Source organism: Dapis brunnea BLCC-M229 (assembly GCF_050015995.1).
Lineage (GTDB): Bacteria > Cyanobacteriota > Cyanobacteriia > Cyanobacteriales > Microcoleaceae > Trichodesmium.
Genome location: NZ_JBNHEP010000027.1, coordinates 1 through 15,062 on the forward strand (window position 1 = coordinate 1; position 15,062 = coordinate 15,062).

A 15,062-nucleotide genomic window follows, 5' to 3' on the forward strand; every position below is an offset into this window, starting at 1 on the left:
AATAGGGAATAGGGAATAGGGAATAGGGAATAGGGAATAGGGAATAGGGAATAGGAGGATGAAATTTTTGATTTCAGAGTTTGAATTGATTTAATTAAAATTTTTGCCAGAGGTCTATTAAACAGTCAATAGGGAAAAATATAATTTCTAATTTCTAATTTCTAATTTTTGACTTCTAGATTGACTTCTGACTTCTAATTTGACTTGTCATCGTTGAAATAATTGTGTATTATATAAGAATAACCACACGGGGCATTAACGGTTTCGACAGGGTGGTGAAATCTGCTTTGTGATGCAGGTCGAGAGTGAGTCTTCTCTCGCAAATACTGGGCTCAAAAAATAATAAGTGCAAACAACATTGTACCTTTTGCTCGTAAGCAAGTAGCTGTAGCTTAATTGCGAAAACACCTCTTATAGGTTCGAGCGTCTGTGATTTGACTCCGTTAAGGATTGCAGACTTAACCCCAACGGATGCACTAGCAAACAGCCTCTGGTCTGCTGCTAGTTAAGACCTCACCAGAGCATCCCGCCATCCGGGATAATGGATGGTCCCAGCTCTGAGGGTTAAAAAGAGCTAAACCTGTGAATGAGTGAAGGGTGAATAGCCATTTTGGACATGGGTTCGACTCCCATATGCTCCATGAATTGTAACTACTTCCAATCCGTTTTCTGCTTTCTTAGCAGAGAGCGGTTTTTTTTAGATAAGACCTATAGCAGTCCTAATTTAAGTTGTAACATTTTGGTGGTAGGGACTTGCTGGCCAGCAAGCCCCTACAGGAGTCAGGAAGACCGAGTCAGAATTTTCCAGGTTTTCAGTTCAAATTAACTATGATAAAAATTATCACAATCAATGCGCGGATTGCTATACAACCTTTTTATCTCTCTTTTGTCAGTCTTGGAAAAAACTTGTAATTTCTAAGTTCCAGACCTCTTAATCTAGAGAGCGATCGCTCTCTAGATTTCCTATTGGTATTAGACAAACCAATTATGAAGGTACGGTTTACAGCAGTTTTTATGATTATTAGACTACAGTAGGGACGTTTCATGGAACGTCCACGATAGTTAGTTTTGACTTTGGGTTCACCTGTCTGAAAAGCGCTATAAAGCTAATCAAAATCTACTATCTAACACCTAACACCCAAAACCTTCGCAGCATAGCAACGATAATTTTATACAAGATTAATTAATTTAATAGCAAGTCTAAAAAATAAAAGCCCCTTAGCCAACATTGACGAAGGGACAAATAACTATCAGGGTGCATCTACTAAACGTAGTATAGCACCCGTGAGGGGCAAAACCCATCGGTAAATTGTTTGGAAAATAATATAGTAAATAAAAAAAATATAAGTTTCATTAAACTAAGCTCCAAATATATAAATAAAAAAAGTCCCTTGGCCAAAATTGGCTAAGGGGCTATAACTATCAGGGTGCATCTACTAAACGTAGTATAGCACCCATAAGGGGTTTAACCCCATATAATTATATAAAAATAAATTAGATTTTATATAATAAAAAATTATTTTAGTAGTTAATTGTTTGAAAAAATAATGTGGTGAATAAAAAATATAAGTTTCATTAAACTAAGCTCCAAATATACAAATAACAAATAAATATATAAATAAAAAAAGTCCCTTGGCCAAAATTGGCTAAGGGACTATAACTATCAGGGTGCATCTACTAAACGTAGTATAACACCCACGAGGGGTTTAACCATACAGTTATACATAGATATTAATAATATTACGAATAAGTAAAAAATATTAATTCTGTAAAATTGACTATATTTAATTCAAAAGCTAAAAAATCAAGACTTTAATCATAATAATATGTAGCTTAAATTTAAAGATAGATCGAAAATTTAGCATTTGAAGCGATCGCTTACCTTGACAAACAAAAGAAGTGATTAAATTCTGTATCAAACCGTAAATATGACGAAAAATTTTTGTTATCCTAAAACGATACTATTCTGTAGTTACACGGGGATAAGATTATGAAAAATATCTACCAAAAATTAGTCGTTGCTAGTGCTGGAGTAGCTCTTAGCTTAGGTTCATTAACTATCGGTATCCCAGCTCAAGCAGTATTAATGAGCTATGATTTTTTAGTCCCAGATATTCAGGGACCAGGACCTCACAATGGTACTACTGGGTCAGGCTATTTTACTTTTGATTCTGAGGGTGAAGAATTTGAAATTAGCCCTGGGGAAGTCATTAAAGAAGTATTGGATTTTGAGTTCAATTGGTTAGGGCAAACCTTTGGAGTAGAAACATTAGACTTTGAAAATGACGCAGATGGTGTTTTATTTGTAGATGGGGTATTTCAAGGTTTAGATTGGGATTATCCTGGCGATCCTTTGTCTTGGGACTTGATCGAGAATGAGTTTGATTACACAGATTTGAGTGGTTCATCTCCCAATTTTTCAGGTTATGGTGATGTGAGTTATCAGAAACAAGAATCAGTTTCTAATGTTTCCGAACCAGGAATTGTTATTGGTTTAGGTTTAGTAGGTTTTGGATTTTGGCTGAATAAAAAGAAATTATCCCATCGTTCAATTAGTAGAAAAAATATTTGACTATCAGGTTTCTAGAAGTGCATAACAATAATAATTAGGGTGGGTATCTTGCTCACCTTTTTTCACCGAAAAAGTCTGTCTGAAGCCTCAACATTATTTATAGAACTCATTTGGGATATTTTACCCTTATTTTCCTTTCTACAACATTATGCGATATAGCTGCCGCACTTGCTCCGCCTTTCATGTTGCGCAGCGAAACGCGAAGTGGAACGGAGTTCTATCGCCCTCGAAACCATACTATTTTTAGTTGAATAAAAAATCATGGGCATGGGCGATAAGTACCATACAATTTTTATGATATCAGAATTTTTGTGAGGATGCAAGGGAAAATCCTTTGACCCGCCGATTTTTTTTCCGGAGCTTCAGAGAATGAAAATGTTGGTGGTTTTCCACTCAGAAGGGATGGATAGAAAAGAAAATTTGATGATGGGAAAAATCAGCATATATATTTTTTCTGGGAGCAACACCCGATCAAAATATTTCTGGTATTTCTCCTGGGGAAATTTTATGAATATTTGATTGTCTATTAGCAAGAAAATTGAGTTGAATAAAAAATCATGTAAATGGGCGATAAGCTCCCTACAATTTTTATGATATCAGAATTTTTGTGAGGATGCAAGGGAAAATCCTTTGACCCGCCGATTTTTTTTCCGGAGCTTCAGAGAATGAAAATGTTGGTGGTTTTCTATTCAGAAGGGATGGATGGAAAAGAAAATTTGATGATGGGAAAAACAAGCATATATATTTGTGAAAGCTTCAGAGAATGCAAAAGTTATTACTAGCTAACATGGCTATCTAAGGGAATGAATCTTGTGATTCTAATCTTAAAAGTAGGGGAGTAGGGGAGTATTTTTCAATCTTTTTCCTGTATTGCCTCTCTTCCACTCTCGACTCGTAATTCAAAAATTTAATCCCGGGCAAAGATACCAAATAGCTTCTATAGAGGTTTTTAATTCTAGATATAGCAGAAGACATTCAGCAGTAGGCAGAAGCGATAATGCTCCGCATCGTTTCACGATCGCTCGCCCCGACAGGAAAAATATGTCCCATTAATTGATATCCTAAAAAGCAAGAGTCAAACTATTCAAACTATGCCTGTCGTTAACCCTCCCACTATTATCAACTTTCCTCTAGCCGCTGTAGTTGGACAAGAAGCAATAAAAATGGCCTTATTGTTAGCAGCCGTCGATCCAGGATTAGGAGGAGTCGCCATTGCTGGCCGTCGAGGGACTGCTAAATCTGTAATGGCCAGAGCTATACATTCCCTTTTACCTCCTATTGAAATTGTCAAAGGTTCTATTAGCAACTGTAATCCCAACTATCCTGAAGAATGGGATGAGGAACTTTTAGAAGAGTATTCCAACGCCACAGCAGAAGAAATATCTACAGAAGTTATACCAGCACCTTTTATTCAAGTTCCCCTGGGAGTAACAGAAGATAGGTTATTGGGTTCGGTAGATGTAGAAAAATCTGTAAAGCAGGGGGAAACAGTATTTCAACCAGGATTATTAGCTTCTGCTCACCGAGGGGTATTATATGTAGATGAAATTAATCTGCTTGATGATAATATTGCTAATCTATTACTTACGGTTTTAACAGAAGGGAAAAATCAGATAGAGCGGGAGGGTATTAGTTTTCAACATCCTTGTAGACCTCTATTTATTGCTACCTATAATCCAGAAGAAGGGCCACTAAGAGAACATTTGCTGGATAGGATAGCGATCGCTCTCTCAGCAGATATGGTTTTAGGTTTAGAGCAACGGGTGGAAGCAGTGGAACAAGCTTTAGCTTATGCTAGCTCTCCTCAAGCTTTTCTAGAAAGATACACAGAAGATGTAGATAATCTAAAAACTCAAATTCTTTTGGCGAGGGAATGGGTAAAAGATGTGGTTATTACCCAGGAACAGATACTCTATTTAGTAGAAGAAGCAGTTCGTGGAGGAGTACAAGGACATCGGGCAGAACTTTTTGCGGTGCGAGTTGCTAGAGCATCGGCAGCACTGGACGGACGAACAACTGTTAATGCTGATGACTTGCGTCGAGCGGTGGAGTTAGTTATTGTGCCACGAGCAACAATTGTGCAAACTCCACCAGAAGAGGAACAACAACCGCCACCCCCACCACCGCCACCGCCTCCAGAGGATCAGTCGGAACAGGAACAAGAGGAAGAAGAAGACGAGGAAAACCCCGAACCTCCAGAGGAAGAGGAGGCAAGTATTCCTGAAGAATTTTTGTTCGATCCGGAGGGAGTGGTATTAGATGATAGTGTGCTGATGTTTGCTCAAACGGCAAACCGTCAAGGTAAGTCTGGTAGTAGGAGTATGATTTTTTCTGAAGACAGGGGGCGTTATGTGAAACCTATGTTGCCTAAAGGTAAGGTGCGACGTATTGCGGTAGATGCGACTTTGCGAGCTGCTGCTCCTTATCAGAAGTCTAGAAGAGAACGTCAACCAAACCGCAAAGTTATTGTGGAACAGGGTGATATGCGGGCAAAACGGTTGGCGAGAAAAGCGGGTGCTTTGGTGGTGTTTGTGGTTGATGCTTCGGGTTCGATGGCGTTGAATAGAATGCAGTCGGCAAAGGGTGCGGTAATGCAGTTGTTGACGGAGGCGTATCAGAGTCGTGACCAAGTTTCGTTAATTCCGTTTCGGGGGGAACAGGCGGAGGTTTTGTTACCGCCGACTCGTTCCATAACTTCTGCGCGACGACGTTTAGAAAAAATGCCTTGTGGTGGGGGTTCGCCTTTGGCGCATGGTTTGACTCAGGCGGTGAGAGTTGGTGTGAATGCCAAGCAGTCTGGTGATGTAGGGCAGGTGGTTATTGTTGCTATTACTGATGGACGTGGGAATATTCCGTTAGCGCGTTCTTTGGGTGAACCGATGTTGGATGATGAGAAGCCGAATATTAAGGAGGAGTTGTTGGAAATAGCTGGTAAAATTCGGGGTTTGGGAATTCAGTTGTTGATGATAGATACGGAGAATAAATTTGTTTCGACTGGGTTTGCGAAAGAGTTGGCGAAGCAGTCGGGGGGTAAGTATTATCATTTACCGAAGGCGACAGATCAGGCGATCGCTGCTATGACTCAGAATGTGTTGAAGGATGCTATTGGGTAATTTCAGTTATCAGTTAAAAGTTATCAGTTATCAGCAGATGATAATTTACAGGACTTACGCAGAACTATCATATATAGTAGGAGTAAATGGCATTTGCTCTTTACAGATAGCTTATTGTCTAAGAGTTTGCGTAAGTCTTGAATTTACTTACTAACCAATTTTTGGATTTGGTAAAACCTCATCTATCTTGAAAACTTCTTCCAAATAAAATATGATAGTAAAGGTATTACAGGTATCAAAAACATAATTAAAAAACTAATCCCAACAGTTTCTAATAAATCACTACCAAACTTTTGAATCGTGGTTATAGGATCTATAGTTTGTTGTTCTGTAGTTGTGATTAGTTTCATTTCTTGACTAAGTTCTTCAGGGGTTAATTTTAATGCTAAGGCTCTTTGTTCTGGTATATTAATAGTTAGTTGATACATAGGTATAATTTATTTTTTGTTCAAATATTAATCTGGAAATAATTATGACATATTTTAAGGCATAAGCCAGGAAGCAGAAGGCAAAAGGGTTAGAAATGAATTTGAAAAAATACCTTTTGATAATCGGATTTGGTATAACTAATAACTGATAACTATATCAATTCCCATAGTTATGAGGTATATTTACGATCCCCCTAAATCCCCCTTAAAAAGGGGGACTTTGAAGGCTCTGGGGACGGGGGGGGATCTAAAACTGTTATAGTTGCTGAAATAGCTCCGAATTTTCATACTTAACGACTTAACTCCTCTCCTCTTAAACATGATTGTACTTAGTGAAGATTCAACAAAAAATAATTATTCTATCAGTGCTAATGACATTAAAATTGCTACAGAAACAGCAAAATTAATGGGATTCAAAGTTTATTACATCCAGTCAGATTTTAGCATTTGTGAAACTGCCGAAAATGCACTTGCTCATATTCCCAGACAACCACAATAAACATTAGGTTTTTGGATAGGATATATTCCCTCCCCAGAACGTTATGAAGCTATTTATGATGCAGCTCTTAATAAAGGAATTAAACTATTAAATACTCCAGCACAATATCTAACAGTTCAAGAATTTGACCGTGCTTATCCTAAGTTATTAGGTTTAACTCCAGAAAGCATCATTATTACCCATCAGTCAGAATGTCAAACAACAGCCGAACAACTAAAATTTTCAGTTTTTGTCAAAGGAATTGTACAGTCAAAAAAAACAAAAGGATGGAAAGCTTGTATTGCAGAAAATTTAGAAGAATTAGAAACACTAACTCAAGAATTATTGAATCAAAAAACTGGAGTGCGAGGCAGAATTGTTGTTAGGAAATTAGTGAAATTACGCCATAGTCGTTATGCCGAAAATGGTTTTACCTTAGCGCGAGAATATCGGGTATTTATATCAAATCCGGTAGCATCGGTATAAAAAAATGTTCTATCTTCAGCTATTACCAAATCTTTCTAGCTCTCCCCACCTCCCCACCTCCCCATCTCCCCAAACTCTTTATCTAATTACACCAATACTAGCGGATTTGATATTATTTACCGCGAAAAAGTTTTAGGTTGGGGTTATTATTGGGAAGGTAACGACCCATAAAAAAAACTTTCTGCTACTGAAGAAAAACAAGTTTTAGAATTAGCGATCGCTGCTGCTAAATCTCTGAATGTTCCTTATATATCGGTAGATATTGGGCAGTTAGAAAATGGTGAATGGATAGTAATTGAAACAGGATATCCACAGTTTTATGGTATTAGTCAAATTCCGTTATTTGAATTGTATCAGGAGATGTTGAAAATAGAGTAAATGGGTTATATACTAGGTACTCCACAGAATAGCCCGTTAACATGACAAAATTTATCTTAATATCTTTACTAAATATTACCCAGGTTTTAGGTGATATTTGGTTAAGTAAAGGTATGAAACAATTTGGGGAAGTTAATCTAGTTAACTCGGAAAGTTGGATACCATTAATAATTTACTTACTAACCAATTTTTGGATTTGGTTGGGAGTAATTTTTCTCATGCTTTCTCTAGGTTTATACCTAACTATTATTTCTAAACTTGACCTGAGTTATGTACTTTCGATGCACTCTTTGAGTTACTTGTTAAATGCCTTATTTGCTTGGTTGATTTTAGATGAAACAATTTCAAGTATGCGGCTTATTGGAACTTCGACTATAACTATTGGTGTATTAATTGTTGGTTTAAGTAAAAGTCTGTATGAAGATAGAAAAAATCATAATTTTAACCTTGCTTTAGTGGGATTATCTTTGAGCTTTTATCAGTCTAAAACTTGGTTGGCTATCGCTATTATTGCTTTGGCTGATTCAACTGGAGATTTATGTCTTGCTAGAGGTATGAAACAAATCGGAGAAGTTAAATTAAAATCCATCAAAAATCTAATTCAACAAATAGGTGAAATTGTCAAACATCCGTTAATTATTGTGGGAGTTTTTTGTCAAACAATTGCTTTTTTATCATTCATTTCGGTGTTAAGTTGGGCAGATGTTAGTTTTGTCCGTCCAGCAACAGCATTAACTTATGTTTGTAGTATTTTAGGTGCGAAGTTTTGGTTAAAAGAAAAAGTTTCTCTGGGTAGATTTATCGGCATTATTTTTATTGTTATTGGTTTGATAGTTAATAGATAAGGAAGAAAGAATAAATTATCTAAAATCCAGCCCAAGGAGTGACAAGCAAACTGAAAGTATAGATAGAGAAAGAGATTTGATGAATGACTTAAACTATTATTTAATGCAAACTATAAATAGATAAATAGGGGAAATTTAATACTGATGAATAAAGCAATCCCTAATACCATTCCTTCTATATTTCCTTTTTGGGAAAACCTAGATCCTAAAGCCAAAACAGATTTTCTTACCGAAGGTCAACACATCAGCTTGTCGCCTGGTCAATTTGTCTGTTTAGAGGGAGATATTTGTCATCATTTACCACTCGTAATTTCTGGAACTGTACGTGTTTACAAAATAGGAGAAAGTGGCAGAGAAATTACTCTTTATCATCTAGAAAAAGGTGAGAGTTGTATCATGACGGCTTCTTGCATCATCAGTCAAAAAGTATTTCCGGCATTTGCCATTGCTGAGACTAAAGTAGAGGCTTTGATTATTTCTGCAAATAGCCTCAAAAAATGGGTAACCCACAATACTATTTGGCAAGAATATATCTTCGGACTACTTTCCCAAAGGTTAGCCAATGTAATTGAAATAATTGAAGAGGTTGCTTTTCGTCGTATGGATTGTCGAATTGCATCATATCTTTTAAATAATGTCAATAGTAAGATCAAAACTGTACGGATAACCCATGAAGCGATCGCTCAAGAATTAGGTAGCTCTAGAGAGGTGGTTAGTCGAATTCTCAAAACTTTTGAACAACAAGGATTATTATCTCTTTCAAGAGGAAAGATTGAACTACATAACTGGGAAAAACTTGAGAAGATTGCTCAGTTAGGAAAATATTAATTAGGGCTGGCTGATTAAATCTAAAAGCATTGACTGATTTTGGTTTTAGGCTTTTTTTCGCTCAAAAAAGTCGGGCTTTTTCAGCTTGAGCAACCAGAAAGTTAGGGTTTTGAGGAGAAAAATTGAGGGATAAAATATTCGACTAACTCCTCTAAATTTCCGATTTCTCCTGTCTCCTGTCTCCTGTCTCCTGTCTCCTCCCCTCACCCATAAGACTTTTTCAGCAAACCCTAATTAGAAAATGTATTATGTGACTTTATCACAGAACAAATAGAGGTAAATTGGCTATTGTTTTTCATAGATAACTAATTGTTAGGAGGTCTTTATGAAGAATAATATAGGCGTAATAGAGCGGGTGATTCGGATCGTAATAGCAGGTGGGTTACTTTACCTTAGTTTAGGAGTTTACCAAGGTTCGGCACTAGGAATTGGACTAGCGATTATCTCAATTGTTCCTCTTATGACTGGCTTGCTTGGCAATTGCCCACTTTACAACTTGCTGGGAATTAGCACCTACCTCTAAAGCTAATCCTAAGCTGCGCTCAGAATAACCCCTATCTAACTTAAACACCAGGTAAAAATCACTATGGAAGAAAGTCTCCCTCTAGAATACCCTTCAATGTCTCGCCGACAATTACTTAACTTTCTCACTGGTGCAGTTGTAGCAACTACAGCCAGTGCCGCACTTTATCCTGCAGCAAAATTCTTTGTCACCCCAGCAGAAGGTAACGAGGATGCTTCAATTATTGCCAAAGATCGCTTGGGAAATCCTATTCCTGCCAGTCAGATTTTAGCACAACCAAAAGGCACTCGTGCTTTAGTAGCAGGAATTGCTGGAGAGCCAACCTATCTGGCGATCGCAGAAGACGGTAATTTATACACCATCGGAATTGTCGATAATTGTACTCATCTCGGTTGTACTTTTCCTTGGAATCCCAATGACAATGAATTTCAATGTCCCTGTCATGGTTCTCGTTATGCTGCTGATGGTTCTGTTTTGAGAGGCCCTGCCCCTCTTCCTCTGAAGCTAGTACAAGTCAAAGTGCAAGAAGATATGATCTGGATTTCTCCTTGGACAACAAATGACCCCCGTACAGGAGAAAAACCTTGGTGGATCTAAGCGTGATTCCTACGGTTCACAAATCCATCATTCAAGTCGAGTAGGGTGCGTTTTGCTGACGCAAAGCTCCGCTAACACTGCGTGACATGAAAATGAAATGTAACGCACCGCCTATCCCAAATTTTTCGGTGCGTTAGCGAAGCGTAACGCACCCTAATTAACCCTGGTTTAATCCTCTCGGTTTTAACCAGGGTTAATTAGGGCTTGCTGATTAAATTTTAAAGCATTGACAGGTAAAGGTTTTAGCCGTTTTAGGTCTGGAAAAAGTACAAGGTTTTTGCTCCTTAAAGCTCAAAAAGTTAGGATTTTGGGTTGAGGCGAGCTAGAAAAATCAAGGGATAATTCTGACTCCTGCCTCCTCGCTCATTCCTTACTCCTCCTGTCTCCTGTCTCCTGTCTCCTGACTCCTACCCTCACCCACAAGACTTTTGAGCGCAAACCCTAATTATCAATTATCAATTATCCATTATCCATTATTAAAACCGCATTATCCAAGGTAATTCTTCCATCACCGCCCGCAAAGAATCAACATTACTTTTTCTAGTTAAAGCTTTTGCTGTATCTAATAAATTTCCTTTCTTAATTGACTGATAAGCATCCTGCATCGATACTGCAATATTCTGCATTAAACTCGAATCTCGATAACAATTAATCATACATTTTGTACAATTATCTCTAACTAATTTGGAGCTATCAAATTCATAAATAGAACACATTGGTTCGTGCCAAAAATGACAGCGCCATAAGTTTAAATCCCAGTCAAGAAAAAAGAAACGATAACCTGCTAAACAAGGGTAAAGTTGCTCCTCATTGTTGACAAATCTCTGCATTTCTTCTAGAGAAAGAGTAGGGTTAACTACACGAAATTTCTTTTTTAATTGCTTGACTTTTTCGTAAGCTTGCCAGAGACTTTCATTAGTATGAGTGACTAAACCTGCATCAGAATATCCTAGAAAATTAGAATCAAGACTTGTTAATGGATAAGAAAAAACTACTGATTCAAATCCCAGAGATGTCAAAAAATCTGGCAGTGCATCATAATCAACTAAATGACTCATTGTGACAGAAGCAGTCGAATACATTCCAATATCTTTTAGCACTTGATTAGCTTCTTTAATTCTATTGCATACACCAGGCAACCCACGATTTTTTTCGTGAATTTCTTGAGTGGCAGCATCAACTGAAATAATTAGACTAGATAAACCTGCTTCAGCTAATTCGTGAATTTTGTTCGGCGTTAATAACCCACCGTTTGTCACTACCATGGGTTTTATTCCTAATCCTGCTGCATGGTCAACAAATGACACCAGGTTGGGATTAAGAGTTGGTTCCCCACCAGTGAAAACCATATATCTAATACCTTCACGAAACAGAATATTAATTGAATCTATACCCTCATCCAGTTCAACGAATTTTGTTTGCTCTTTGGGAAAGGTGTCTCGTGCAAAGTTGCAGAAACCGCAGTTAGCATTACAAGCATTGTTAATGGCAAATTGACAAAATCCTGGACCTCCAGCTTGAAAAACTAGCTGTAGGGTATCTAGGATGCTAGTTGTGGTTGACATTCCGCGATTTTTGGTTTGGGCAGTAATTTTTGTACTTTTGTTATCTGGTGCTTTGTGGGTGTTTGTTTTCATAATTTTATTCGTCTTTGTTTGTAGTAGGGCTTCAGCCCCGGAAATATTTATCTTATATCAAATCTTGATAATTAGTTATTGTAGGTCATTGCGACTGGAAGGAAGTGGAAGGAAGCAATCTCAGGGGTGGCGCCAGATTTCTTCCTCTCGTCGCAATGACGACTTTTCAACCGAATTATATATGATAACCGTTCAACCAAACTCTTTAAAATTCTGACTTCCATGTTTGTAGTAGGGCTTTAGCCCGAGAAACGTTTATCGGTAGTTCTGCATAGTAATGGTACATAGGATAGTACGGGAGCAAGATGCTGTATCTCTTAACAACAATAATTACAATGCACTACCATTACAATGCACCACCACCCATTTATCTTAGAGCTAAAGCCCAACTACGAGCTTCAAACTTCTGACTTCACTCACCGCCACCACTGGGAAACGTCTTGAATAGCAATGGCTGTGTTTTTGATTTAAAGAAAAGATGACGGGAGCATTGACTTAATCAAAGAATAACGATATAATAAGTTACAAAGCATACGATTAAATAAGCAGTGTCTACCCATAAATTGAAGTCTATTAGAACCAAACTTAAATTAAACAATAAGCAAAAAACACTCTTGGCTCAACACGCAGGTTATAGCAGATGGTGCTATAACTGGGGTTTAAGCTTGTGGAATGCTGCTTACAAGGCTGGTTACAAGCCAAATGCCCGTAAGCTCAGAGAAGTTTTTACCAATCACACAAAGGCTTTATATCCCTGGATGAAAAATTTGTCGTCTAGAGTTTACCAATACGCTTTCCTAAACTTAGGTGAAGCCTTCAAAAGATTCTTTAAAGGGTTAGGAAAATACCCAAGGTTTAAGAAAAAAGGTAGGTCGGATTCATTCACAATAGATAATTGTGGAAAACCAATAGAACTTAATGGTTGGTCTCACAAGTTACCTTTGATCGGTATTGTTAAAACTTATGAACCGATTGAGGCAACGACTAAAAAAATAACTATTAGTAGGCAAGCGGGTGATTGGTATCTCAGTTGTAGCTATGAATGGAATCCCACAACCACGCCCAAAAAAACTGATGTAGTTGGTGTAGATTTGGGAGTAAAAACATTAGCTACTTTGAGTGATGGAAAAGTATTTGAAAGTGTAAAATCGTATCAGAAATTTGAAGCCAAGCTGTCTAGAATGCAATACCTAAATCGCAAGAAAGAGATAGGTTCTGCTAACTGGAAAGCAGCACAAATGAAGATAGCTAGGTTGCATAGAAAAGTAGCAAACATCCGTAAAGATGCACTTCATAAATTGACAATATATTTAGCCAAAAACCACGGCCAAGTTGTTATTGAAGATTTGAATGTCAGGGGAATGTTAGCAAACCATAAGCTAGCTAAATCAATAGCTGACCAAGGATTTTATGAGTTCAGGCGACAGCTAGAATATAAGTGCCAATGGTATGGTTCGGAGTTAGTAGTAGTTGACAGGTTTTTTCCATCATCAAAAACTTGTTCAAACTGTGGTCACATTCAAGATATGCCATTAAATCTGAGAACTTATGACTGCCCTGAATGTGGCTTGTCAATGGATAGAGACTTAAACGCCAGTATAAATTTAAGGAATGCGGTCGGCTTGACCGTTAATGCCTGTGGATGAGTAACCGCCGACGGCCTCAGTGGAAGCAGGAAGTAAACATTAAAATGTCACTTTTTATGACGTTTTATGTCGGTTTTATGAAGCAGTTAATGCTGTTATGTCTGAAAGTAAATCCGGGCGAGTGCGAAACGATAGGGTCTGAAGGGTATTTTACCAGAGGGGCTAAAGTTGAGTTTTTGGCATTTGTGTCAATTTATCAGCTAAAGCACTGAGAACTTGGGGCGATATTCCTCAGACTGAATCTGTTGAGCAGCAACCAGTGCTTCTGGTAATAATTCTGACGATTTCCAACAAACAAACAGCACAAAGCATACTGAAGTTATTGTCAGTTGAGCTGCTCTGAGCGAATAAATATTTTTTTGTAGCGATCGGACTGTCTTTGAAACCAGACTATATGTAAAGTTGTTTGCTGGGTTGCCTTGCAGTAGCTGGATTAAGATTAAATTGAGTATCTAAAAATTGCACTGGATAATGAGTATTAATCCACAGATGAGCGCCACAAGGTGCTGGTTTGTAAGGCTGATAGACGATGTAGCAAGGACCTGAAATATATAATTCATAACCATAATCGTTGCGCTTGCCGTGCTTGAGTGACACTACAGGTTCCAATTCCTCTGGAGGCTTACCTATATTGCCTTTAATGTTGTGTTGATTAACGTGAATCATTTGAGGTACGCTGGTTTCTTGCTTGTGCCAGATACCTTTCGGACCGCGCCGAGCAGGAGTTATTACGGGCATACCACTCGAAGATACTGGAATTTCCCAGACTCTGCCATTTTTTTTGGCTCCTTTGACTCTTCCTTGAGCAAGTAAAACTAATAAACGTTGACGGGAGATACCTAATAATAAAGATGCTTTTTTAGTACCCATGATTTTTTCCTCAACTGTTGGACAATAGTTAGATTAAGTGGAGTATTATAAAAATAACAAAGGTTAACTAAAAACAAATATAAACACTCATTATTGGTTTTGTCAACAAGAGGGTTTGCTGAAAAACTATGAGTGGTTAGGGTAGGAGTTAACTGAGATGGCCCAAGCCTGAATCTAGAGGTTTCAAATCTCAACCTCCTTAAAAGATGCGCTTAGGGGTTCTAAAATTCCCATTTTTTCCTATTCCCTTAACTGATAACTGAAATCACCGCCACCACCGAGAAACATCTTGAATAGCAATGGCTGTGTTTTTGATTGCTTCTTGACCTCCTAAAGAAAAAATGACGGGAGTTAATATTTTTATGTCTGAGAGTAAGCCGGGGCGAGTGCGAAGGGATAAGGTGTGAAGGGTATTTTGCCAGAGGGGGTAAAGTTGAGTTTTTGGTATTTGTGAGAGTTTATCAGCCAAAGCACTGAGAACTTTGGCGCGATAAGACTCATCCTCAATCAGTCGAGCAGCAGCCAGAGCTTCTGGTAATATTTCTGGTGTCAATTTATCAGCTAAAGCACTGAGAACTTTGGCGCGATAAGACTCATCCTCAATCAGTCGAGCAGCAGCCAGAGCTTCTGGTAATAATTCTGGTAATTTATCAGCTAAAGC

The 15,062-nt window shown here is 37.9% G+C and carries 12 protein-coding genes, 1 other RNA gene and 1 pseudogene; 10 read left to right on the top strand and 4 right to left on the bottom strand.

Translation table 11 applies throughout. The features are described from left to right. Nucleotides 1-249 precede the first annotated feature (249 nt). The 3 genes from ssrA to bchD all read left to right on the top strand — a co-directional run bounded on the left by ssrA (nucleotide 250) and on the right by bchD (nucleotide 5,685). Nucleotides 250-644, top strand: a transfer-messenger RNA (tmRNA) gene (ssrA, locus tag ACP6PM_RS02595). Nucleotides 645-1,990: 1,346 nt separating this feature from the next. Continuing rightward, nucleotides 1,991-2,572, top strand: a complete 582-nt coding sequence (locus tag ACP6PM_RS02600) for a PEP-CTERM sorting domain-containing protein (protein WP_426581572.1) — start codon at nucleotides 1,991-1,993, stop codon at nucleotides 2,570-2,572. Between the two features lie 1,091 nt (nucleotides 2,573-3,663). Further along, nucleotides 3,664-5,685: a magnesium chelatase ATPase subunit D gene (gene bchD, locus ACP6PM_RS02605; protein WP_426581574.1), complete on the top strand. Its 2,022-nt coding sequence runs from the start codon at nucleotides 3,664-3,666 to the stop codon at nucleotides 5,683-5,685. Between the two features lie 182 nt (nucleotides 5,686-5,867). On the opposite strand, the gene ACP6PM_RS02610 is transcribed toward bchD, so the two are convergent. Further along, entirely contained in the window at nucleotides 5,868-6,113 is a 246-nt protein-coding gene (locus ACP6PM_RS02610) for a hypothetical protein (RefSeq protein WP_426581576.1), read from the bottom strand. Between the two features lie 319 nt (nucleotides 6,114-6,432). Here ACP6PM_RS02610 and ACP6PM_RS02615 point away from each other — a divergent pair, with 319 nt between their 5' ends. The 6 genes from ACP6PM_RS02615 to petC all read left to right on the top strand — a co-directional run bounded on the left by ACP6PM_RS02615 (nucleotide 6,433) and on the right by petC (nucleotide 10,248). Further along, nucleotides 6,433-6,612: a hypothetical protein gene (locus tag ACP6PM_RS02615; RefSeq protein ID WP_426581578.1), complete on the top strand. Its 180-nt coding sequence runs from the start codon at nucleotides 6,433-6,435 to the stop codon at nucleotides 6,610-6,612. Nucleotides 6,613-6,936: 324 nt separating this feature from the next. After that, a complete protein-coding gene (locus ACP6PM_RS02620) occupies nucleotides 6,937-7,077 on the top strand; it encodes a hypothetical protein (RefSeq protein ID WP_426581580.1) in 141 nt (46 codons plus the stop codon). Nucleotides 7,078-7,496: 419 nt separating this feature from the next. Beyond that, nucleotides 7,497-8,300 carry an EamA family transporter gene (locus ACP6PM_RS02625; protein ID WP_426581582.1) on the top strand — a complete coding sequence of 268 codons (804 nt, stop codon included), beginning with the start codon at nucleotides 7,497-7,499 and terminating at the stop codon, nucleotides 8,298-8,300. 144 nt (nucleotides 8,301-8,444) lie between these two features. Beyond that, the gene (locus ACP6PM_RS02630) at nucleotides 8,445-9,128 is read left to right on the top strand and encodes a Crp/Fnr family transcriptional regulator (RefSeq protein ID WP_426581584.1); all 684 of its coding nucleotides are present in this window, start codon (nucleotides 8,445-8,447) and stop codon (nucleotides 9,126-9,128) included. A gap of 325 nt (nucleotides 9,129-9,453) precedes the next feature. Then, complete coding sequence (locus ACP6PM_RS02635) at nucleotides 9,454-9,651, top strand: YgaP family membrane protein (RefSeq protein ID WP_426581586.1); 198 nt, start codon at nucleotides 9,454-9,456, stop codon at nucleotides 9,649-9,651. Nucleotides 9,652-9,714: 63 nt separating this feature from the next. Next, on the top strand, nucleotides 9,715-10,248 hold the full coding sequence (gene petC / locus ACP6PM_RS02640; protein WP_426581588.1) for a cytochrome b6-f complex iron-sulfur subunit: 534 nt from the start codon (nucleotides 9,715-9,717) through the stop codon (nucleotides 10,246-10,248). Between the two features lie 476 nt (nucleotides 10,249-10,724). On the opposite strand, the gene ACP6PM_RS02645 is transcribed toward petC, so the two are convergent. After that, nucleotides 10,725-11,885: a radical SAM protein gene (locus ACP6PM_RS02645; RefSeq protein WP_426581590.1), complete on the bottom strand. Its 1,161-nt coding sequence runs from the start codon at nucleotides 11,883-11,885 to the stop codon at nucleotides 10,725-10,727. Nucleotides 11,886-12,448: 563 nt separating this feature from the next. Between ACP6PM_RS02645 and ACP6PM_RS02650 the strand changes: the two genes are divergently transcribed. Continuing rightward, entirely contained in the window at nucleotides 12,449-13,531 is a 1,083-nt protein-coding gene (locus ACP6PM_RS02650) for an RNA-guided endonuclease InsQ/TnpB family protein (RefSeq protein WP_426581594.1), read from the top strand. 390 nt (nucleotides 13,532-13,921) lie between these two features. Here the strand turns inward: ACP6PM_RS02650 and ACP6PM_RS02655 are convergent, their stop codons facing one another. Further along, entirely contained in the window at nucleotides 13,922-14,401 is a 480-nt protein-coding gene (locus ACP6PM_RS02655) for a hypothetical protein (protein WP_426581592.1), read from the bottom strand. A 265-nt stretch (nucleotides 14,402-14,666) separates the two neighbouring features. Then, a pseudogene (locus ACP6PM_RS02660) lies at nucleotides 14,667-15,062 on the bottom strand (hypothetical protein); the annotation flags it as partial.